This window comes from Aequorivita viscosa, assembly GCF_900106795.1.
GTDB classification, from domain to species: Bacteria; Bacteroidota; Bacteroidia; order Flavobacteriales; family Flavobacteriaceae; genus Aequorivita; species Aequorivita viscosa.
This window is the reverse complement of the sequence record NZ_FNNS01000008.1, coordinates 115,490-138,208: the sequence shown is the minus strand read 5'-3', so window position 1 is coordinate 138,208 and position 22,719 is coordinate 115,490. Positions and strand designations below refer to the sequence as shown.

The following is a 22,719-nucleotide window of genomic DNA, read 5'->3' as shown; positions in this document are numbered from 1 at the left end:
GATTACAATAAAATAAATAAAGGTGGGAGGATACTAATCCTCCCACCTTTAAACTTTCAAGGATAATGAAACAATTTACAATATGCTGCTTGGTGTTTTTGTACAGCCTAAAAGGCTTGGCTCAGGACGACTTTATAGACAAGTCGGTAGAAATACTTCAAAGTAGTGGGCTTTCAATTACTGGAGATACCAATATAAGCAAGTTTGGATGTGAATTTAATACCTTCTATTTAGAGCAGCGTAATGAGATTAAATATAATCAACACGGTAATCAAATTACCTTTAAAGATGCGATCCTTACTTTAAAAAATGAAGGTTTTGACTGTGGAAACAAAGGAATAAATAAAGATTTTCACGCTTTGTTAAAAACGAAAGAATATCCAAAAATCACATTGGAATTGACTGAAATTATCTTAGATAATGATTCAGGAATAGCCTCGGTAAAAATAAAAATCGCAGGCAAGGAAAACACATATCAAGTTCCAGTTGCAATCTTTAACACAGGTGCCAGTCGTTTTGTAGGTAAGTTGAAGTTAAATATCAGCGATTTTAATCTTGAACCTCCTAAAAAGTTTTTAGGCTTGATAGTGATTAAAGAGGATATTGAAATTAATTTTAACCTTGTTGCTGGGTTATAAACGCAAAATGGTTTTTAAGAAGTTCTTAGCCCTTAAACCTCAAAATGTAACCTAACAACTACATTACAAGTCCCTTTTAAAAGTACTGCGCTCTTTATGCTGCACAGGATTGTAATCTTTCCAAAGTAATTGAACAGCAGTGTTTTCTTTCAACTCAGGATTGGTTTCTACAGTTTGAATTCCTTTGGCATTAAAAAGATTCTGCATTTCTTCAAAAATAATGGCGGTAACTCCCTTTCCTTGATATTCTGGATCTATGCCGATTAAATAGAATGCTGCGGTATCATTCTTTTTCTGCGCAGCCAAAATGTGCGACCATCCAAAAGGAAACAGTTTTCCATTCGCTTTTTTCAGTGCTTTTGAAAACGACGGCATTACTATTGAAAATGCGATAAGTTTTCCTTCGTCATCTTTAATACAACAAATATAATCGGGATGTATAAAGCTGAAATATTTTTCTTTATAATAGTCAATTTGATACTGTTGAATAGGAACAAATGTTTGAAGCGTATTGTACGTTTTGTTTAATAAGCCAAACATTTCGTTTACATAGGGTAAAATTTCCTGTTTGTTTTTAAAACGTATTACCGTAAGATTGTACCGTTTACGGATAATCGCTGAGAATTTCGCAACTTTCTCAAAAATTGTTTCTGGAATTTTAAGCCTATATTCTACCCACGTGGCTTGTTTTTCAAATCCTAATTGCGCTAAATGTTCAGCATAATACGGATAGTGATACCACGTAATCATGGTGTTCATTTCATCAAAGCCCACGGTAAGAATCCCAGCTTTCTCCATATTACTGAAGCCTACAGGACCTTCGGCATATTCCAGATTGTGCTCTCGGCCTTTTTCATAGACCTTTTCAAGAAGCGCTTTTGTAACTTCAAGATCATCAATCATGTCGAGCCAACCAAATCGAACCTTTTTCTTTCCTTGGTCATTAATTTCTAGGTGATTGATAATTACTGCAATTCTTCCAACAACTTTTTTGTCTTTATAGGCTAAATAATACCAAGCTTCGGCATTTTTAAAAACGGGGTTTTTATCACGATTTAGCGTCTCTAATTCGTCTTTTATAAGTGGTGGAACCCAATATTTACTATCCTTATATAGGCTGAAAGGAAAAGTGACAAATTGCTTCAAGCCACTTTTTTTCGCTACTTCTTTAACTGTAATCATTTCCAAAATTTTAACGTTCGGCATCCAAATCTGAATCTGATTCTAATTCTTCTTCACGATTCTTCTTTTTGTCCTTTTTATCTTTCGTATCGTCGTCGTCAGCATCAATGTCTTCAATGTATTCATCTGTTTTGTGCAAGTCAAACCTGTATGCCAATCCAAGACGCCCGTAATATTTAGATGGAGTGTCTTTAAAATTCACACTAACAGATAAGTCGAGCTGGAAGTTTGGGTTGATAAGCGCGGCGGCACCTCCTCTTACAATTTGATCTGCATAAAAATCACTTTTAAGACCTTGATTTTCAATAAAAACAGAAAAATAACGATTTGTTGCGTGTGTTAAGGTTACAATATATCCATATGTAGGAAATTCGGTTGTAACACGATCTACAATAATATTGGTAACAAATACCCAGCCTCCAATCCAGTTATTTTGTGTTGCTAATACAAACTTCGGACTTAGGCTACTTTTGTCTTCTGGAGTATAAGGATTATCAGCAAAATCAATATTTGCACCTACATATAACGAAACAGCTGGAATTAAATCTGCCCATTGAAACTTATTGTTTGCATTCCAACTATATAAATTAGGTCCTTTTAACGCCTGCTTTCTATACGGATCGTAAACTAAATATTTGGCGCCAATAGTGTTGCTTTTAAAGTTAGCTACCTTTTGTTCTTGTGCGGGTGTAAAAGCGGTATATGTAATAGCATCAGACTGAAATTCACCCATAATACTAAACTCTAATTGCTCTTTCCAAAAGCCATAACGAATAGCGTAATCCATTCCTAAACCGTTGGTTTCAGTTTTTAAAAGCGTGTGTTTTTCTTTTCCGTAGGCAAATCCAGCTTCAACTTGAATTACGTCAGTTCCAACTGAAAAGGCTCCTTGCGAAGCACCTGGACGGTTTGCATTTATCAGCTCGGTATATTGCGCAGAAACATTGAAAAAAGGTATAAAACAAAGAAAAAAAAGTAAGCGAAATTTAGTGCTCATAGATTATTGGGGTTTAGTCCAAAGATATAAGAATTTACCATTAATTTAATAGTGAATATTCGTCTTTTTCCGCGTCAATCTTTATTTTTGAACAGAATTTGAATATTATGATGACATTCCTTAAAACGATACTGATCGTTCTTCTGGTGTATTATGCCATTAAGTTTTTGTTTAAACTTGCCAAGCCTTATTTAATACGATATATTTCTAAAAAAGCAGGACAACAGTTTGAACAGTTTTTTGGAAATGCTGCAAACGCCAATACACCTCCACAAAAGAAAGGTGAAATTACTATTGAAACCATGCCAAATCAAAACCGAAAACAAGGAAAAAAGGTAGGGGAGTATGTAGAATATGAAGAAGTAGAATAAACTTTTGGTGTATTACTAAAGTGAAATCAATTTAGTTAAATTATTCAATCGTAATTAATTCATAAATCAACCTCCCATCCGTAAACTTTGATTTCGTAAATGAAACTTTCAGACTAAAATTCAGTCTATATAAGTATATTTGCGAAACAATTCACCCACCGCATTTACATTTATTTGCCCATGCAACCATTTAATTTTCAAAAGGAATATACTCTGGAAAATGAAGTGGCAAGGCTCAGCCCCATGCGTTTAACAGCTATTGAAAACTTAACGAATTTTTCGCTTCAACAGCCCGAAATATGGAAGTATTCACAGCAGCCAGCAAACGGGTTGGAGAATTTAGAAAACTATATTCGCATAGCGCTACAAGGCCGGGCAAAAAATGAAGTATATCCGTTTATTGTTTTTGATAAACGCACCAAGCAATATGCGGGCAGTACAAGGTTTTACGATTATTCTAAGAAAAATAGCACAGTACAACTTGGTTATACTTGGTACGGGAAAGAATTTCAAGGCACAGGGCTAAATAAAAACTGCAAATTTTTATTGTTGCATTTCGCCTTTGAAACATTAGGCTTGGAAAGAGTCGAGTTTCGTGCAGATGTACGAAATAAACGTAGTATTGCCGCAATGAAAAGCATTGGATGTATAGAAGAAGGAGTTCTTCGGAATAATTGTGCATCTCCCAATGGTAGGCGCGACAGCATTGTTTTAAGCATTTTAAAAAACGAATGGTTCGAAGGAACCAAAGACAAACTTTTGGCTAAAATTGAAAAGAGTAAAAAAGATACGACCTTTTAATTTTTTGCGTATATTGAAATTATCTATGAAGAATATTATTTTACTTTTGGCCCTTGTTTTAGCAACTGTAAATACGTTTGCACAGGATGAAATCGTGGTGAAAGGAGTCGTTATGAACGATGCGAACGACGACCTGTTAGAAAACGTAAACATTGTAAACCTTAACCAAGTTATAGGAAATGTTACCAATGAAAAAGGAGAATTTGCAATTCGTGCCGCAGTTAACGACACCTTGTACTTTTCATACTTGGGCTTCAAATCGCTTAGGGTACGAGTAACCAATGACTGGTTAAAGTTTGGAGATATTAAAGTGAAAATGACCGAGCTCGGTATTGCACTTGAAGAAGTGGTAGTTAGGCCAGTACAACTTACAGGCTATGTTGAAATTGACACTAAATTGATTCCAGTGTATGATAATTACCGATATCGAATAGCAGGTCTTAACACAGGCTACGAAGGAGGAGGGAACCAACCAGGCGCAGTTAGTAAGGTGTTGAACTCTATTTTCAATCCTGCAGATTTTTTATATAATGTCTTTGGGAAACGACCCAAGCAAATGCAAAAGGTAAAGCAAATGAAGGAGGATGACGAAATTAGAAACCTACTTCAAAGTAAATATGACCGTGAAACGCTAATGGCTGTGCTTCAATTGGAGCGAGTAGATATAGATGAAATATTGAATAAATGTAGCTATTCCAAAGATTTTATTTACACCGCAAACGATCTTCAAATTCTTGACGCCATCAGTAATTGTTATGAGGAATATAAGATTCTAAACAGACAAAAAAGATAAGACATTTAAAATCTTAGTGTCAAAACCGAAATATTTCAATCTTCTCTATCTTAAAACACTAAAAGATACATTTTCAAAGTTTTATAAGCTATTCTTGGCTCTTACCTCGACGACGGGCAGGCTTGGTTCTTGTAGTGACGGCGGCTCGCCCGAAGAGCCATTCCCTTCCCCCGAATGAATACGTTCAGGCGGGTGGTACGGACGGATCTTGTTTCTATTCTCGGACAATACTGATTTCTAATATATTTCCGAGTTCCTAAACTATAGTCTTAGATGTATTTATAGGTCGTTTTTTTATTATCTTGTCAAGAAATTAAAATTAGTTGTCCATGAGGTATTTTACTTTTCTCTTTATAATTCTTACCACACAACTTTCTTTTTCGCAAGTTCGCTTTCAAAATATACCCGATGGAGCAATTTATCCTGAACAAACTTTTTTTGAAACTATAACTGCAACTATTCCATATCAAGGTTATGATGAGGCTCAGGTGTATTATGGGCAAGGGGAATTTGAAATCTTTTTAGATACTTATAACGGAATATTAAATAAGCCTATAATTGTTCTTGATGGTTTCGACCCGGGAGATTCTCGAAGCATTGGCGATATTTATGCAGGGCTGAGCTTTGGTGGTCAAAACTTTGCAGATGTTCTTCGAAGGGAGGGCTTTGATATTGTTATTTTGAACGCTCCCGTGTATACTTCAGAAGGAAAAGTGATAGATGGTGGCTCCGATTATATTCAACGTAACGCAATGGTTCTGATAGCATTAATAGAACAGTTAAATACAGATAAAGTGGGTGAGGAAGAATTAGTGGTTCTCGGGCCAAGTATGGGAGGGCTTATTGCTCGCTATGCACTGGCATATATGGAAGCCAATAATTTAGAAACCGAAACACGATTATTTATTTCGGCAGACACGCCTCATCGGGGAGCCAACATTCCAATCAGTATTCAATACCTGATTAATTATTTTGCCGAGCAGGTAGGGGATGTCACGGCACAACAAGTTGTCAATCAACTTTTAAAATCGCCCGCTGCCAAAGAAATGTTAGTCGATCATTTAGAAGGTCATTTACTGTTAGGGTCTACTTATGAACAAGATCCAACCCAATTACTGCCAGTCGGAGCTCCAGGGTTTAGAAATGAGTTTCAGGCGGAATTGGATAATCTAGGGTTCCCCTCGAATACAAGAAATGTAACTATCATAAATGGTAGTGGTATTGGCATTACAACGGGGAGCCCTGGTATGACTGTAGTTAATACCAACCTTGAAATAGATGCAACAACAGATGTTGACGTCGCACTAAAATTTACACCTGTAGCTGGCGAAACAAATACAGTAACCGACGTTACGGTTAATTTCATAGGATTTCCAGTTAATAATTACCTCGCTTTAAGTGAATCGCCAACCACAACTGATGGTGTAGACAGTGCGCCAGGTGGAACTGGAAGTATTTCTGATGCGCTTGGCGATGGTGGAGGCAATCAAGTTTTAATAGATTTTATTAATGCCCTGCAACAAGATTTGTATTCCTTTATTCCTACTATGAGTGCTTTGGCAATAGATACCCCAGATTGGTTTGCAGCGCCTAACCTAAGCAATTCTCCTTTTGCAGCATTTTCTATTCCTGATGAAAATCAACCTCACGGTACTATGACTCCTGTAAACATTCAATTTACGCTTGACGAAATTCGAAATGGTGTAGTTGGTATTTCAGAAAATCAATTTGATTCTGGTTTTGTGTTAGTACAGAACCCTGTTAAAAATAGTATGGATATTGCTATTCTAGGTAATACATCAGGTGAAACAACAACCACAACAGTTTATAGTGTTACAGGTCAGAAATTGATGGAGCAAACTTGGGATAATCCGCAACAGCAAATAAAGTGGAGCCATAACCTGGCAGGCGGCATCTATTTGTTGAATCTGGATAACGGTATTGCAACGCAAACTATAAAGATGGTAGTTGAGTAATCGCTTTTATATTTTGCTATGCTTCAAACGTTTGTTCATTACAGCTTACACTTTTTGGTGCCTGGACTTATTGCTTTTGTATTCTTTAGGGATCAATGGGTAAAAGCTTGGTTAATATTGTTAGCAACTATGCTAATAGACCTTGACCACCTTTTAGCCGACCCTATTTTTGACCCAAACCGATGTAGTATAAATTTTCACCCTTTACACACCTATTGGGCTTTAGCAGTTTATATAGTATTACTGTTTTTTAAGAAAACAAGAATTATTGCAATCGGTTTAATCTTTCATCTCCTCACTGATTATATCGATTGTCTTTGGAGCCCGGTAAGTTAGCGGTAGCCGAATTCAGTAGGCAGTATTCAGTATCAGTAGGCAGTAGGTGAAAAATAAAAAGTAAAACGGGCATAATTGGCCTTTGGCCTTGTGTCCTGATTCCCTTCAGGCCCGTTTCTACTTTCAAACTGCCACCTACCGACTACCTATGATGATAAGGCTCATTCCGAAGAATGGTAAAAGCTCTATATACTTGCTCAATAAAAAACAAACGCACCATTTGATGTGAAAAGGTCATGGCAGACAAAGATAGTTTTCCGTTGCTGCGCTCGTAAACTTCATCGCTAAAGCCATAAGGGCCTCCAATTACAAATACCAAATTTTTGAGACCGCTATTCATCTTCTTCTGAAGAAATTCCGAAAACTTTTCTGAGGAATAAACCTTTCCTTTTTCATCTAGCAGTATGAGCGTGTCGGAAGTTGAGAGTCGTTTTAAAATTTCGTCTCCTTCAGCTTTTTTCTGAAGTGCTTCACTTAGGTTTTTAGCATTTTTTATGTCTGGAATAATCTCTAAATCAAACGTGACATAATGCCCCAATCGCTTGCTGTAATCGTTCATCAATGCTTGTAAATGGCTATTGTCGGTTTTTCCAATGGCAAGTAAGGTGATTTTCATAACGGGAATTGTAGGTTTTCAGCGATAAAAATACATATATATTATAAACCAACATTTCAATATTAGAAGCGTAGACCGAGACAAAATGCAATTTTTCAAACTTTTTGAAGTATTTTAGCTGAAATTTCTTGCTATGATAACAAAAAAACAATTCAACAAAGAGATAGACCTTATAATAGCCAATGCCATTCGGGAAGATGTAGGCGGGGGAGACCATAGTTCGCTAGCCTGTATTCCTGAAGATGCTGTTGGAACTGCCAAGCTTTTAGTGAAGGATAAAGGAATTATCGCAGGTGTTGAATTTGCGCGCCAAGTATTTGAATATGTAGATCCAGGTTTAGAACTGGATATTAAAATTGAAGATGGCAATCCCGTAAAATACGGAGATGTTTGTTTTTATGTTTCTGGACTTTCCCAATCCATCTTGAAGTCGGAGCGACTGGTACTAAATGCAATGCAGCGAATGAGCGCGATTGCAACCAAAACAAATCAATATGTAAAATTATTGGAAGGTACAAAAACCAAAATTTTAGATACACGTAAAACAACACCGGGTATTCGCGCTATTGAAAAATGGGCAGTAAAAATTGGTGGAGGCGAAAATCATCGTTTTGCACTTTACGATATGATTATGCTCAAAGACAATCACATCGATTTTTGCGGTGGGGTGGTACAAGCAATTGAAAAAACCCAACGTTATTTAGAGCAAAATCATTTAGATTTAAAAATTATAGTTGAAGCCCGAAACTTTGCCGAAATTGAAGAAATTCTAAAAACAGAAGGTGTTTACAGAATCTTGATAGACAATTTTAATTTTGAAGATACTCGTAAAGCAGTAGAAATGATTGGTGACAAGTGCCTAACAGAATCTAGTGGTGGAATAACGCTCGAAACGGTACGATCGTATGCTGAATGTGGCGTAGATTTTATCTCGAGTGGAGCTTTAACCCATTCGGTTAGCAATATGGACCTGAGCTTAAAAGCGGTTTAATGACGGAAAAGGAAGAAGAGGAGATTAATATTCCTGTAATCCGTGATGTAATTCGGCTGGCTAAGAGAATAAAACTGCCTGGGCTTGGCGATTTTTCTCTTTATCACTTGCTAGACGTATATATTAATGGAATTTCAAAAGGATCCTTTTCGCCACGGGCCAGCTCAATAGCATATAGCTTTTTTCTGGCGCTTTTCCCGTTTCTACTTTTATTGTTAAACCTGATACCTTATATTCCTATCGAAGGCTTTCAAACTAGGTTTTTGATTTTTGTAGAAGCGCTTTTACCTCCTCAAACCACACAATTCTTTTATCCAATTATTGCCGATATTGCTGTAAACCCAAGAGCAGGACTATTATCAATGGTGTTTTTCTTGTCTATATTTTTGTCTGCAAACGGTGTAAACGCAATTTTTAGCGCGTTTGGATATTCTTTTCATTCAAAGTCAAACAGATCCTTTGTAAGGCAATACCTAGTAGCAATGGCCGTTTCAGTTTTTCTGGCATTGTTGTTGTTAACTTCAGTGGGGATCATTCTTTACGGAGAATATGTAATCCGGGATTTAAAATCCAGAGCGTATATTGACAATGATGTTTTCTGGATTCTGTTCTTTCAGTTTTTGATTTTTGTAGCTATGATTTATATAATCATTGCAACATTGTATTATTACGGAACCAAAGAAGGTAAGGTGTCCAAGTTTTTTTCTATCGGAGCGCTATTAACCACAGTGCTGTTTATATTAACAACCTACTTTTTTGGAGTCTATATTAATAATTTTTCAAATTATAACGAGTTATACGGATCTATTGGTGCACTTTTGATTTTGATGTTATATATTTGGATAAACTCAAATTTGTTGCTTTTAGGGTTTGAATTGAATATTTCAATTCAGCGACTTAGAGAAAAAATTGAAACTAAACCAAATGAACAACTTAGTAAATAACTGTAATGCAAGATTAAAAAAAACAATATGGGATAGATTATATGGCAGTCTGTCTTCTTTTTTAACTATAAAAACCCACTTAAAATGAAAAAAACACTTTTAACCTTTGCGCTTATAATTTGTGCGGTACTAACAGGAACGGCACAAGACGTTGTTGGAAAATGGAAAACCATTGACGACGAAACAGGTAAACCCAAATCTACTGTCGAAATTTATAAACAGAATGGAAAAATATACGGGAAAGTAATTGAAATTGTAGATCCTACCAAAAGAGACGCTACGTGTGTTGATTGTCCAGGCGATGCAAAAGGAAAACCGATCATTGGACTCGTAATTTTAAAAGACCTTGAAAAAGATGGTGATGAGTACAGCGGAGGAACAATTTTAGACCCTAATAACGGAAAGGTTTACAAATGTCTTATTGCTCTAGAAAGTCCAAATAAACTTAAAGTCCGTGGATATATTGGATTTTCATTAATGGGAAGATCACAATACTGGGAACGGGTTAAATAAAACAATTTAAAAATGTACCTTTAGGCTGCCAATTTTAGGTGGCCTTTTTTATGATATAATTTGTTGAAAACCTCGATGCCTACTAACCCAGATAACTTCTTCGCAAGTGTTTTTTGTTGACGTAATATTACCTATTCCTTTAAATCAAACCTTTACTTATGCTATCAATAAGGACGAAGCCGCATTTCTAAAACCCGGAATGCGCGTTGCAGTTCCCTTTGGCAAAACGAAGATTTATACCGCAATTGTTTATCAGGTTCACGACCAAGCACCAAGTGGGTATGAAACCAAATCTATCGACCATATTCTAGATCGAGTTCCTATAATTACCAATGTTCAATTAAAGCATTGGAAATGGATGGCTTCCTATTATATGTGTTCTGTAGGCGAAGTTGTTAGAGCTGCGTTACCAAGCGCGTTTTTGCTCGAAAGTGAAACTATTGTTAAACTCGTCGCAAATAAAACTATAGATCAAGAAACACTAACAGATGATGAGTTTCTGGTTTATGAAGCTTTACTACAACAATCGTCTATTCATATTAACGGAATTCGTTCTATTTTGGATAGAAAAAATGTCGTTTCGGTCATCCAAAAAATGATAGATAAAGAAATCGTTGAGATTGAAGAAACCATCTATGAAAAATACACACCTAAGTTAAAACGTTATATAAAATTAGCACCTGAACACGCAGCAGAATCTGAATTGAAAGCACTTTTGGAAAGTCTGAGTAGAGCGCCAAAACAACGCGAGATTTTAATGACGTATTTCACCCTAAAAAGTCAATCTCCAAAACCTATTGAGGCTACTGAACTTCAAAAAAACAGCAATGCGTCCGCCTCCGTTTTAAAGTCGTTAGTAGACAAAGGGATTTTTGAAGAATATTTCGTTCAGAAAGATCGGGTGGAATATTCAGGCCAATCCACTCAAGGAATAAAAACCCTTAATGAAGGACAAGAAGAAGCTTATAAACAAATAAAAACATCCTTCGAAACTCAAAATGTAGTATTACTGCACGGTGTAACTTCCAGCGGAAAGACTGAGATCTATGCCAAACTAATTGAAGAAGCTATGGCTTCAGGAAAGCAAGTACTTTATATGTTACCTGAAATTGCATTAACGACACAGTTAATTGCAAGGCTTCAACGATATTTTGGAGAAACCGTGGCGGTATATCATTCCAAATATTCTGTAAATGAGCGTGTTGAGGTTTGGAAAGCTGTGTTAGACCAAAGATCCAAGGCTCAGGTTATTGTGGGGGCTCGTTCGTCATTGTTTCTACCGTTTAAAAATTTAGGCTTGGTAGTTGTAGACGAAGAGCATGAACCTTCGTTTAAACAATACGATCCCGCCCCGCGCTATAATGGTCGTGATAGTGCCATTGTACTCGCAAGTTTGCACCAATGTAAATTGATCATGGGTTCTGCTACACCTTCTTTGGAAAGCTATCACAATGCCAAAACAGGTAAATACGGACTAGTTGAATTGAAAAAAAGGTACGGAAATGTGCTCATGCCAGCTATTGAACTGGTGGACATCCGTGAAAAAAGCAAGAAAAAATTGATGACGGGACACTTCAGCGACCGTTTGTTAGAAGAAATGCGAGAGGTGTTAAAAGAAGGACAACAAGTAATTCTTTTTCAAAACCGAAGAGGTTATTCCCCCGTAGTGGAATGTACAACCTGTGGCGTTGCCCCTCAATGTCCAAATTGTGATGTAAGTCTAACATACCACCAATACAAAAATCAACTCCGATGTCATTATTGCGGTTATCATATAGCAATGATGTTGAACTGTATGGCCTGTGGCAGCCAAACGCTGGACACCAAAGGATTTGGAACTGAGCAGATAGAAACCGAACTAAAAGAATTGTTTCCGAAAAATAAAATAGCGCGGATGGATCAGGACACGACTAAGGGCAAGCACGCTTATTTAAAACTTATAGATGCGTTGGAGAATCAAGAAATCGATATTTTGGTAGGAACCCAAATGCTAGCAAAAGGATTAGATTTCAGAAACATAGGTTTGGTAGGGGTTATGAATGCAGATAATTTATTGCACTTTCCTGACTTCAGGGCGCATGAACGTAGCTTTCAGTTGTTACAGCAAGTTTCGGGTAGGGCAGGACGAACAGAAAAAAGAGGTAAGGTGCTGATTCAAACTTTCAACCCGTATCATCAAATCCTGAAACAGGTAAGCGTTAATGATTATGAAGAAATGAGTAAGGAACAACTTCAAGAACGCTATCAATTTAAATACCCTCCGTTTTTTAGAATAATTAAAATTGAATTTAAGGACAAAAACCTCACTCGGGTTCAGAATGCATCTTTTTGGTTTGCGAAGGCCCTACAAAGTAAATTTGGCGAAAATATTTTAGGCCCAGAACAACCATCTGTAGGTCGGGTGCGAAATAAATTTATCTTTAATATAATGATGAAAGTCCCTCCAACACAGGCGTTAGAAGCTACAAAAAAGTATATCTCTAACGTAGAGCGCAGTTTTTATACTATTAAAGAGTTTGTTAGCGTTCGCGTTAATTTAGATGTAGATAGTTACTAAAAACAGCTTCATTTTTAGACTTCAGAATGTAAAATCGATACAGTTGTGAGGAGCGATTGAATTATTAAAATGTGCTAAATGAGTCGTATTCAATGCCTAATCACTTAGGGTTTTTTAAAATTCAAATGAAAAATGGGTTTGATGGTAAGAAATAAAATAGTATTTTTGCGCCCTCTTGGCAGAAAGCCAAAAGTTTAAACATTAATTATTAATAGATTTTTTATGAATCATTATGAAACTGTTTTCATCTTAAATCCCGTTTTATCTGAAGACCAGATAAAGGAGACAGTACAGAAATACGAAGATTTTCTTGTTTCTAAAGGTGCTAAGATGATATCCAAAGAAAACTGGGGGCTAAAGAAATTAGCATACCCTATCCAGAACAAAAAGAGTGGATTTTATCATCTTTTTGAGTACACCGTTGATGGAGACACGGTAAACGATCTTGAAACTGAATTTAAAAGAGATGAGCGTTTTATGCGTTACCTTTCAGTAAGTTTAGACAAGCATGCAATTGCTTGGGCCGAAAAAAGAAGAAACCGTAATAAAAAATCTGCGTAAGCCATGGCAACACTTCAACAACAAGCAAAAGGAAAAAAAGACGGAGAGATTAGATATCTTACTCCGCTTAACATAGAAACAAACAAAACTAAAAAATACTGTATGTTCAAAAGGTCGGGCATTAAGTATGTCGACTATAAAGACGCAGATTTCTTATTAAGATTTGTAAACGAGCAAGGTAAAATTTTACCAAGAAGACTTACAGGAACTTCTTTAAAATACCAAAGAAAAGTAGCTGTTGCAGTAAAAAGAGCTCGTCATTTGGCACTTATGCCTTATGTAACCGATTTATTAAAATAAAAAACCAGAACGTATTATGGAACTTATATTGAAAAAAGACGTAGAAAATCTGGGTTTTGCAGACGATCTTGTTACAGTTAAAAATGGCTATGGCCGGAATTACTTAATTCCACAAGGCTACGCTACTTTGGCAACGCCTTCTGCTAAAAAAGTATTGGCAGAAACGCTTAAGCAACGTGCTTTTAAAGAAAAGAAAGTTGTTGATGAAGCTAAGGCTCAAGCTGAAAAGCTTAATGGTCTTGACATTAAAATTACTGCTAAAACAGGCGAAGGCGATAAATTGTTTGGTTCGGTAACTAATGCCGACCTTGCCGAAGCCCTTGATAAAGCAGGAGTTTCTATCGATAAAAAATTCATCGCTATTGCTGGAGGTATTGTAAAACGTGCTGGACAGTATGATGCTACAATCCGTTTCCACCGTGATGTTATCAGTAACTTCGCTTTTGAAGTAGTTGCTGAAGCAAAACCGGAATCTAAATCTAAAGCGGCTGCAAAGCCAAAAGCTGAAGTTAAAGAAGAGGTGAAAGCAGAAGATAATTCTGAAACTGAATAACTTTCTTAGTTATAATAAAATAAGCCTTTCTCATTCTGGGGAAGGCTTTTTATTTACAAACTGTTTTTTGCAATACAATTTTTTAAATACGATAAAATGAAATACGCCAGATTGACTAAAGAACAATTTGAAGAACTTCATAAAGAATTCATCAACTTTTTAGCGACTCAATCCATAACAGCCGAAGAATGGGCGGAATTGAAAAGCACCAAGCCCGAAGTAGTGGAACAAGAACTAGACATTTTTAGCGACCTTGTTTGGGAAGGTGTTTTAAATAAAGTAAAGTTTCTAGAGCATATTTCTCCTCAGCAATTAATGTTGTTTCGTATTTCGCAAACCCACATCGACTTAATAGCTATTAAAATTGAAAATACCAATATAGACATAACAACCAAATATGGCTATAAGTGGCTACAACAAAATATTCAGGATGATTCTGTGGTACTGTACACTTCTACCAAAGCATTAAAAGAAGATAGAAATAAAGATATTTTTGTGCTGATTCAACAAGGAGCTTCAATAACTAAAGGCGAACTTTTTACTTATTTCAGCGATCTTCTTGAGGAATAGCCAAAACAATATTCTTCAAAAGAATATCGATCTCTTTTGAAGCGCAAAGTTTGTTGTTTGAAATTTGTCATTTGGGTTTTACTCCTATTCGTGTCTTAAACTCTCAATGGGATCCAATCGAGCTGCTTTTGCCGCTGGGTAAGAACCTGCAATTACAGCTACAATAAACGTAATTATCGTTGCCCAAATCATTGCTGCCCACGGAAGACTAAAGTCGAACTCAAAAATTTTGGCAAACGCAAAACCTGTTAGTACGCCTAATATAATTCCTAAAATACTACCAAACTGGCCAATGACAATTGTTTCAATAAAAAACTGAGTCGAGATGGTGGCTCGCTTGGCGCCCAGGGCTTTACGTACGCCTATTTCCCGTGTTCGTTCGCTTACAGAAACAAGCATTATGTTCATTAACGCAATAGACGATCCTAGGATTGTAATAATGCTAATTATCCAAGCAGCAACCGACAAATACCCTGTGATTGAAGTAATTCGGTTAATCAAATCGTCACTGCGCTCAATCCCGAAATCATTGTCTTCTAACGGATTCAAACCTCGAATATTCCTAAAAGTAATAATTGCTTCATCTTGTGCGGCTTCCATCATTTGTTTGTCGCTAACTTTCACACTAATGTTGTAATTGATATTGGGTTCTGTATAAATCCCCCGTGCTACTTGTACTGGAATAAGCATCTTTAAATCTTGGTTATTACCAAAGGTAGATCCTTTAGATTCTAAAATGCCGATAACTTTAAATCGGACACCTCGAATACTTACTGTTTTGTTTAAGGGGTTTTCATTTTTAAACAAATTCTTCATAAAATCCGATCCCAAAATGCAAACCTTATTGTTGTTTGTAATATCAAAAACCGTAAAGTTCCGTCCGCTGTCTATTTCTGTCCCTGTGTTTTCAAGATAATGCTCGTTAACACCGTACACTTGAACCTCTGGATCGGTTTTTTCAGAGCCGTATTTTACTTCAGCATTTGAAGTTCCGCGAAAAGAAAGCGAGGTTTTTGTCATAGGGAAGTCGTACGTATTAATAAACTCACGTACGTTATTGTAGCTTATTATAGGGTTTATCTTTTCACGCTCTCCGCTGTTGCGCGTCTGAACCGTGAATTGATATCGCTGAATATTAAAAGTATTTGCACCCATCGAAGCAAAATTGGTCGAAATCGTGTTTTCCAAAGCCTTAACGGCACTTAGAATACCTACCAATGCCCATATTCCAATACCTATAATTACTATGGTTAGGATGGTCCGGAGCAACTGACCTTTAATGGAATCTAGGGCAATTCGAACATTCTCGCGAAAGAGTGAAAACATATTTTTAATTTGTGTTACCCATTAGACTGTAAAACTTGGATAAAGTTACTATTATTTAGGATATTTGCATTTTTAAAATTTTAGACTTGCGAGTTTTTAGTTATGAGCAGAGTTTTTGTTCCCTACTCTCTAGTCTGAAGTCTAACATCTAACATCTCAAATCTATTTTGAAGCCATCAATTCCCAAAGGTACTCGCGATTTCAATCCAGTAGAAGTAGGCCGTCGTAATTATATTTTTGATACTATAAAGAAAAACTTTGCGCTTTATGGGTTTCAGCCTATAGAAACGCCTTCTTTTGAAAATAGTGAAACCCTGATGGGGAAATATGGGGAAGAAGGAGATCGACTTATTTTTAAATTATTGAACAGTGGTGATTTTCTTTCCAAAGTAAATGACACTCTTTATTCTGAAAAAGATAGTACTAAAATTACCCCAAAAATTTCCGAAAAGGCGCTGCGTTACGACTTAACAGTTCCCTTCGCGCGATACGTGGTGCAGCATAGAAATGAAATTACCTTCCCTTTTAAACGCTATCAAATACAGCCCGTGTGGCGTGCCGACAGGCCTCAGAAAGGTAGGTTCCGCGAGTTTTATCAATGTGATGCCGATGTAGTGGGATCTAAATCGCTATGGCAAGAAGTTGAGTTTATACAACTATACGATGCGGTTTTTACTGACCTCGGATTGAAAGGCGTTACCATAAAAATCAATAACCGAAAGATTTTGTCTGGAATTGCTGAAACTATTGGCGCAGAGGACAAATTGATTGACTTTACAGTTGCGCTCGATAAACTCGATAAAATTGGGGAAGAAGGCGTTAAAAAAGAAATGCGCGAAAAAGGTATTCCAGAAGCCGCATTAGAAAAACTACAGCCTTTATTCTCTTTGAAAGGAAGTGCTATTGAACAATTGCAGAGTTTGAGAGAATTGCTAATCAATTCTACTATGGGAACTCAAGGAGTAGAGGAATTGGAATTTATTTCTAAAACAATTGAAACATTAGGTCTGAGAACTGCCAGTCTTCAAATAGATGTCACGCTAGCTAGAGGTTTAAACTATTACACAGGAGCCATTCTTGAAGTTTCAGCACCTGCGGAAGTAAAAATGGGAAGTATTGGCGGAGGCGGTAGATACGATGACCTAACGAGTATTTTTGGTCTGAAAGATATGAGTGGAATGGGAATTTCTTTTGGCTTAGATCGTATTTATTTGGTATTGGAAGAATTGAACCTTTTTCCAGAAACCATTTCAGAAAACAGCAAAGCACTCTTCCTAAATTTTGGCGAACAGGAATCTTTGTACGCAATGAAAGCCATTAAAGAGTTACGTGTTAACGGAGTTGCAGCCGAATTATATCCCGATGCCGCAAAAATGGGGAAACAAATGGGCTATGCCGACAAACGTGATATCCCATTTACTGTGTTAGCTGGAGAATCAGAAATAGAGCAGCAAGTTTTTACGCTAAAGAATATGAAAACTGGAGAACAAAGAAGTCTTGATTTAACTGCGCTTAAAAATGCATTAAAAAGCTAGGCGATTTTATGAGTCGAAACAGATTTTGATGCGTTAATTCTTCTTTTCTAGTTTATATAATCTTTTGCCGTACTTAACAACATTGCAGTATTTGCCGTCGCCATCGGTGCATTTGAGTTCGTAAATCAACAATTTGTCATTTTTGAACTTAAATCCGTACAATTCGCTGTTTTCGTAACTTTTGCCAAGTCTAATTTGATCAACTTGCATTCCAGCATCGTAATAATCAATTAACACGGAATAATACGAGAAAGAATCGAGTCCGGTAACTTTTCCGTTTGGAGTAAATTCAACTTGTTTTCCATCTAAATCATATTTTCCGGCAAAAAGCAGTTGCTCAGCTACTTTGTAGTCGTTTTTGTTACCCTTAAACTTCAGTTTTATAAATTCATCATTCTTAGTTTTAAGCCCTCCTTTTACATATTGAAAAGCGTGGGAAGGACCATCTTCTTTTTTAGATTGAATTTCGTAACCATTGTTTTTCTTAACGAGTTTTCCTGTTCCGCCTTCGTGAAATTCCAAAACAACCGTCGCATCCTTATGTAAAGCGTTTGGTAAAATCATCATAGTGATAGGCGTTGCATCTTGGGACTTTTTAGGAGATTTTGTGGCTAGAAGTTTATCAGTATATTTTTTGCTTACCCATACGCCGTCACCAGTAAAATTTGTGGCAGCAGCTTTTTCGGGTCTTGGAGCTTTCGGTTTTACATTAGTATTTTCAATTTTAATTTCAGATTCTGTACCTTCTTCATCTTTCTTTTTCTCATTACACCCCAAAACAACAGTTAGAGCAAGTAGGGCGGCGAGTATTTTTATTCTTGAAAACATAATATATACAGCTGTTTAATATTAAATTAAGGTTAACAATTTTAAGAGTTTTTACGCCAATTAAAATGGTTGGATAATCTCCCAAATATAGTAAAACTCTCAACCATAGGTATAACCCAATGACTGTTTTTGAATTTCATATAGTCATCAAGTTTTAGGTGTCAAATATGAGGCGTAAAAACCATTGGTGGGATTGTCAATGATTTTTTTAATACCTTTTATATTAGTATCTTAGTTCTATTATTAACTTAAAACTGTATCAATGAAAAAAATTTTACTTTTATTAAGCGTGATGTTGAGTTCCATGACTTATGCTCAAGGACACGAAACATTTGACAATTTAGATCTGACAGGTAACTCCTATACTGACGGAACTTTTGTAGGCCAAGATGGAATTACTTGGACTTTCGGACAATCTCGTGGAGATTTAGAATTAAACGGAAAAGCAATTACGCTAGGGCGAAATAGAGACAACCCAATGTTTCTCGAATCAGAAACCTTATCTAACGGTATTGGAACGCTACAATTTTCATATTCTCAAGCGTTTTCTACCAACGTTGGCTTAGAAGTTCTTGTTAACGGTGAATTGGTTTATACTGCAACTAGCGAGGATGAGCTAGATGTTATAAAAGATTCTGGAGTGATTGAGATTAATCTTGAAGGAGACGTGGTTATTACCTTTAACAACCCAGCAGATCCGGCAATTGGACAAGTAAAAATTGATGATATTATTTGGACTGCAGGGGGGACAGTAGGGATTGACGACAACAGTGACGTTCGATTTAATTATTTCCCAAATCCTATGACCGATGTGTTAAACATTACTTCAAATTCTTCAATTGTAAGTGTTGAAGCTTTCAACTTGTTAGGACAAAGAGTTATTAATAACACGAACTTCAATAAAGATCGTGTAAATGTATCTTCACTATTAACAGGGGCTTATATTTTCAAGATTAAATTTGAAAATGGAACTCAAAAAACATTCAAGGTTTTTAAACAATAATGTAAAGAATTTACTAAATAACTTAGAAAAAAGCTGCCCCATTGTAGGCAGCTTTTTTATTCTTTTTAAATTGAATTATTGGTGTAGATATCTTTTCCTAAACTCTGTGAGAATATCGGCCTCACTCACTTCCGAAATATCTTTATCTTTTAGAAGGTAAGCCAAAGCGGCAATATAGGCTTCTCCAAAAGCGACTGTTAACGCGGAAGCTGTTGATGCTGAAATAGCTCCACCTGCTACGCTTCCTATTCCAGGAAACATTTTAAATAAGTTGGAAACAATTGTTTTGCCAATTAAAGTAGCGCCACCTGCCGTAATGGTTGAAGAAACTAATGTAGATAGAAAGGCCTTTTTTAATTCAAATCCGAAAACTGCGGTTATTCCAGCCAACATGCCAACTTGAATTGGTACTAGTGCAAAAGCGTCTGAAAATGGAATTGGAATTGCACCAGTTGCAGCGGCCGATGTAGCAGCAGTAGCAACTATGGCGTGCGATTTATTTTTTTTTTGCTTAATGCTCACCTTTTGTGCAGCAACAAAGGCATTTTTTTGGCCTTCGGGAACAATTTCCATAGCTAATTCCACAAGCTCATTAAGTCCAGAAGGTTTTATAACATAGCCGTCATCCAGTATTTTAGGAATTGAATTCACCCGAACAACATTTTTTGCAGATTTTAAAATGTCGATAACTTTTGCCCTAAAACCTTCATCCGAAGATGCTTTGGTAATTACGCCAATAACGGGCATATAACTTGCTAGTAGGTCGCACAGCTCTATTTCGGCGTCTTCAACACGTCTTGAGCCTTCGTCGATACATATCCAAGCCATATGGATATGGTTCATTGGGTTAGCGTCATCGTTTTTATTTTTAACAAAACTCTCTAGCTCACGGAAGGTTTCACGATAATCCTTTAGTTCTAATCCTCTCGTGTCAAATAAGGTTAGCGGAATTCCTTCTTTCTTTATTTCACGCGTTTTCTGTGTTACCGGCCGTCCTTGTCCTGTAGTGGCAAAATTCCCCTGAAACACAGCGTTAATCAATGTAGATTTACCAACGCCAGTTTTTCCTGCAATTAATATGTTTACTTCCCCTCGATCAGTTATAGCACTGTTTATCGATTCCTGAATTATTTTACCAATATCGTCTTTCATATACTTTTTAATTCTGTTCATTCATTTTTCAATAAACTAAGAGATTTGAAGGTGGTTAAATTAAACCAATGATGTGTTATCTTATTTCACGAAAACAATTCCATAGTATTGAATCTGTCTCTGGAAAAATAATCAAAATTTTCTTCATTTTAATACTGTATATAATACTTATTGCACATTATACAAAAAGTATTATAAAGCTTAAAATTTGATGTGTTTTATTGAATTAGTACTGTTTTAATAAACTTATATTTTAATCGTTTCGTCTTGGTTTGCTTTTTTATTTTCAGCTTTAAAAACAAAAAAAGAATATCGGATTATTCCTGCCAATACTTATTAGAATCTTTAGAAATTAGTTGTAATTTGCACTTTGTAATCACAATCTACAATGAGTTGATTATCAATTGTTGAAATTTAATAATAGCACATTAATTGTCTAGAACACAGATTCGAATTCAATAAACCCTAATTATGCGTACAAATTTCTATATAATTTCGAGTATTTCGCTCGTAGTAACATTTGCGTTGGCATTTTTTTTAAGTTCTAATTGGTACGTGGTTTTTGCAATCACGTTGGCGATAACTATTTTAGGTTATTATGATATATCGCAAACCCGACACACCATTATGCGAAATTACCCAGTGTTAGGTAGGTTGCGTTATGTGTTGGAAGAGTTGCGCCCAAAAATGTATCAGTATTTTATTGAATCTGATATCGACGGGCGTCCATTTAATAGAGTAGATCGTTCTACAGTGTATCAAAGAGCGAAATCGGTTCGTGATACGATTCCTTTTGGAACACAGCATGACGTTTATGCAGAAGGATATGAGTGGATTTGTCATTCAATCGCACCTAAAGCTTTTGACACATTAAATCCAGACCCTCGTGTAATGATAGGAAATAAGGATTGTAAGCAACCTTATTCGGCTAGTATATTGAATATCTCGGCAATGAGTTTTGGGTCTCTTAGCGCGGCTGCTATTGAAGCTTTAAATGGTGGGGCGAAACTTGGGAATTTTGCTCATAACACTGGTGAAGGAGGGTTGAGCGATTACCACTTAAAGCACGGTGGCGATATTATTTGGCAAATTGGAACGGGTTACTTTGGATGCCGAACCGAGGATGGTAAATTTAATCCTGAACTTTTTGCAGAGAAATCGAAACAACCACAGGTTAAAATGATTGAGATAAAAATTTCTCAAGGTGCAAAACCTGGACACGGAGGTATTTTGCCAGCCGAAAAAAACTCTGAAGAAATTGCGAGAATACGACATATAAAACCGCATACCAAAGTAGTTTCGCCACCTTATCATTCGGCTTTTGATACGCCATTGGAAATGGTGAAGTTTATTAAAAAATTGCGAGATTTATCTGGCGGCAAGCCAATTGGTTTTAAACTGTGTATTGGTTATAAGAGTGAGTTTATTTCCATTTGTCAAGCCATGGTAGAGTTGGATATATATCCAGATTATATTGCAGTAGATGGAGGCGAAGGAGGAACGGGAGCAGCTCCACCAGAATTCAGTAATTACGTTGGTGCGCCCTTAATAGACGGTCTTGATTTTGTTCATAATATCCTTAGAGGTATGGGAATCCGCCAACATATTAAACTTATTGCTGCTGGTAAAATTACTTCCGCGTTTCACGTTGCTCGTGCTATAGCATTGGGTGCCGATGCGTGTTATCAGGCACGTGCTATGATGTTGGCTTTAGGTTGTATTCAGGCGTTAATTTGTAACACAAACAAATGTCCTACAGGTATCGCAACACAAGATCCTAAATTAACTAAAGGACTGGTTCCTGCAGATAAAATGACAAGAGTTGCGAATTACCACCAAAAAACTATTGAAAATTTTGTTGAACTTCTAGGAGCCTCTGGTTTAGATGAAACTGGAAACCTAACGCGTTCTCATATTTATAGACGAATTTCGTTTAATGATATGATTACGTATGAAGAGCTTTTCCCATCTATTAAACCAGGATCTATGCGAGATGGAGATATTCCTGCGAAGTATCAATTAGACTTTGCATACGCCGATAGAACACGTTGGGGGATTCATCCAGACGTAAAGTTCTAAAACTATTAGTCGTGTCCGATTAAGATGGAAGACCGCTTCGCTGAAAGACGTAGGACATAAGACTTGCTTCTTAATGGGTTGACAGTTAAGTTAAATG

The 22,719-nt window shown here is 36.4% G+C and carries 23 protein-coding genes; 17 read left to right on the top strand and 6 right to left on the bottom strand.

What is annotated here, in order from left to right; all coding sequences use genetic code 11:
• The first annotated feature begins 65 nt into the window (after window positions 1–65).
• On the top strand, window positions 66–638 hold the full coding sequence (locus tag BLW28_RS06660) for a YceI family protein (RefSeq protein WP_073216811.1): 573 nt from the start codon (window positions 66–68) through the stop codon (window positions 636–638).
• Window positions 639–701: 63 nt separating this feature from the next.
• On the opposite strand, the gene BLW28_RS06655 is transcribed toward BLW28_RS06660, so the two are convergent.
• Both BLW28_RS06655 and BLW28_RS06650 read right to left on the bottom strand, forming a co-directional pair.
• Window positions 702–1,820 carry a GNAT family N-acetyltransferase gene (locus BLW28_RS06655; RefSeq protein WP_073216866.1) on the bottom strand — a complete coding sequence of 373 codons (1,119 nt, stop codon included), beginning with the start codon at window positions 1,818–1,820 and terminating at the stop codon, window positions 702–704.
• Between the two features lie 10 nt (window positions 1,821–1,830).
• A complete protein-coding gene (locus BLW28_RS06650; RefSeq protein WP_073216808.1) occupies window positions 1,831–2,817 on the bottom strand; it encodes a transporter in 987 nt (328 codons plus the stop codon).
• A gap of 107 nt (window positions 2,818–2,924) precedes the next feature.
• On the opposite strand from BLW28_RS06650, the gene BLW28_RS06645 reads away from it, so the two are divergent.
• The 5 genes from BLW28_RS06645 (at window position 2,925) to BLW28_RS15985 (ending at window position 7,094) form a co-directional block, all read left to right on the top strand.
• A complete protein-coding gene (locus tag BLW28_RS06645; protein WP_234946448.1) occupies window positions 2,925–3,188 on the top strand; it encodes a DUF4834 family protein in 264 nt (87 codons plus the stop codon).
• 180 nt (window positions 3,189–3,368) lie between these two features.
• A complete protein-coding gene (locus BLW28_RS06640) occupies window positions 3,369–3,989 on the top strand; it encodes a GNAT family N-acetyltransferase (protein WP_073216802.1) in 621 nt (206 codons plus the stop codon).
• A gap of 25 nt (window positions 3,990–4,014) precedes the next feature.
• A complete protein-coding gene (locus tag BLW28_RS06635; protein ID WP_073216799.1) occupies window positions 4,015–4,782 on the top strand; it encodes a carboxypeptidase-like regulatory domain-containing protein in 768 nt (255 codons plus the stop codon).
• Window positions 4,783–5,111: 329 nt separating this feature from the next.
• Entirely contained in the window at window positions 5,112–6,758 is a 1,647-nt protein-coding gene (locus tag BLW28_RS06630) for a T9SS type A sorting domain-containing protein (protein WP_073216796.1), read from the top strand.
• A gap of 18 nt (window positions 6,759–6,776) precedes the next feature.
• The gene (locus tag BLW28_RS15985) at window positions 6,777–7,094 is read left to right on the top strand and encodes a DUF6122 family protein (RefSeq protein WP_073216793.1); all 318 of its coding nucleotides are present in this window, start codon (window positions 6,777–6,779) and stop codon (window positions 7,092–7,094) included.
• Between the two features lie 142 nt (window positions 7,095–7,236).
• Here BLW28_RS15985 and rlmH read toward each other — a convergent pair whose 3' ends face one another.
• A complete protein-coding gene (rlmH, locus tag BLW28_RS06620; protein ID WP_073216791.1) occupies window positions 7,237–7,710 on the bottom strand; it encodes a 23S rRNA (pseudouridine(1915)-N(3))-methyltransferase RlmH in 474 nt (157 codons plus the stop codon).
• 133 nt (window positions 7,711–7,843) lie between these two features.
• Between rlmH and nadC the strand changes: the two genes are divergently transcribed.
• The 8 genes from nadC (at window position 7,844) to BLW28_RS06580 (ending at window position 14,699) form a co-directional block, all read left to right on the top strand.
• Window positions 7,844–8,701 carry a carboxylating nicotinate-nucleotide diphosphorylase gene (gene nadC / locus BLW28_RS06615; protein WP_073216789.1) on the top strand — a complete coding sequence of 286 codons (858 nt, stop codon included), beginning with the start codon at window positions 7,844–7,846 and terminating at the stop codon, window positions 8,699–8,701.
• Window positions 8,701–9,645, top strand: coding sequence for a YihY/virulence factor BrkB family protein (locus tag BLW28_RS06610; protein WP_073216786.1), 945 nt, complete (start codon window positions 8,701–8,703; stop codon window positions 9,643–9,645). Before nadC ends, BLW28_RS06610 begins: the two co-directional genes overlap by 1 nt.
• An 84-nt stretch (window positions 9,646–9,729) precedes the next feature.
• The gene (locus BLW28_RS06605) at window positions 9,730–10,158 is read left to right on the top strand and encodes a DUF2147 domain-containing protein (RefSeq protein ID WP_073216784.1); all 429 of its coding nucleotides are present in this window, start codon (window positions 9,730–9,732) and stop codon (window positions 10,156–10,158) included.
• Between the two features lie 106 nt (window positions 10,159–10,264).
• On the top strand, window positions 10,265–12,715 hold the full coding sequence (gene priA, locus BLW28_RS06600) for a replication restart helicase PriA (RefSeq protein ID WP_073216782.1): 2,451 nt from the start codon (window positions 10,265–10,267) through the stop codon (window positions 12,713–12,715).
• Window positions 12,716–12,937: 222 nt separating this feature from the next.
• Window positions 12,938–13,276, top strand: a complete 339-nt coding sequence (gene rpsF / locus BLW28_RS06595) for a 30S ribosomal protein S6 (protein WP_073216780.1) — start codon at window positions 12,938–12,940, stop codon at window positions 13,274–13,276.
• Window positions 13,277–13,279: 3 nt separating this feature from the next.
• Window positions 13,280–13,576 (top strand): 30S ribosomal protein S18, encoded by a 297-nt coding sequence (gene rpsR, locus BLW28_RS06590; RefSeq protein WP_073216777.1) that lies wholly within the window; start codon window positions 13,280–13,282, stop codon window positions 13,574–13,576.
• A gap of 16 nt (window positions 13,577–13,592) precedes the next feature.
• Window positions 13,593–14,129, top strand: coding sequence for a 50S ribosomal protein L9 (gene rplI, locus BLW28_RS06585; protein ID WP_073216774.1), 537 nt, complete (start codon window positions 13,593–13,595; stop codon window positions 14,127–14,129).
• A gap of 96 nt (window positions 14,130–14,225) precedes the next feature.
• Complete coding sequence (locus BLW28_RS06580; RefSeq protein WP_073216771.1) at window positions 14,226–14,699, top strand: DUF6495 family protein; 474 nt, start codon at window positions 14,226–14,228, stop codon at window positions 14,697–14,699.
• Window positions 14,700–14,783: 84 nt separating this feature from the next.
• Here the strand turns inward: BLW28_RS06580 and BLW28_RS06575 are convergent, their stop codons facing one another.
• Window positions 14,784–16,025, bottom strand: a complete 1,242-nt coding sequence (locus BLW28_RS06575; RefSeq protein ID WP_073216768.1) for an ABC transporter permease — start codon at window positions 16,023–16,025, stop codon at window positions 14,784–14,786.
• Between the two features lie 164 nt (window positions 16,026–16,189).
• Here BLW28_RS06575 and hisS point away from each other — a divergent pair, with 164 nt between their 5' ends.
• Window positions 16,190–17,560, top strand: coding sequence for a histidine--tRNA ligase (gene hisS, locus BLW28_RS06570; RefSeq protein WP_073216765.1), 1,371 nt, complete (start codon window positions 16,190–16,192; stop codon window positions 17,558–17,560).
• Between the two features lie 33 nt (window positions 17,561–17,593).
• Here hisS and BLW28_RS06565 read toward each other — a convergent pair whose 3' ends face one another.
• A complete protein-coding gene (locus tag BLW28_RS06565) occupies window positions 17,594–18,388 on the bottom strand; it encodes a hypothetical protein (protein ID WP_073216761.1) in 795 nt (264 codons plus the stop codon).
• Window positions 18,389–18,650: 262 nt separating this feature from the next.
• On the opposite strand from BLW28_RS06565, the gene BLW28_RS06560 reads away from it, so the two are divergent.
• Window positions 18,651–19,391, top strand: coding sequence for a T9SS type A sorting domain-containing protein (locus BLW28_RS06560; protein WP_083540684.1), 741 nt, complete (start codon window positions 18,651–18,653; stop codon window positions 19,389–19,391).
• 75 nt (window positions 19,392–19,466) lie between these two features.
• Here the strand turns inward: BLW28_RS06560 and BLW28_RS06555 are convergent, their stop codons facing one another.
• Window positions 19,467–20,564 (bottom strand): YcjF family protein, encoded by a 1,098-nt coding sequence (locus BLW28_RS06555; protein ID WP_234946447.1) that lies wholly within the window; start codon window positions 20,562–20,564, stop codon window positions 19,467–19,469.
• 450 nt (window positions 20,565–21,014) lie between these two features.
• Between BLW28_RS06555 and BLW28_RS06550 the strand changes: the two genes are divergently transcribed.
• On the top strand, window positions 21,015–22,622 hold the full coding sequence (locus BLW28_RS06550; protein ID WP_073216754.1) for an FMN-binding glutamate synthase family protein: 1,608 nt from the start codon (window positions 21,015–21,017) through the stop codon (window positions 22,620–22,622).
• Window positions 22,623–22,719: the final 97 nt, after the last annotated feature.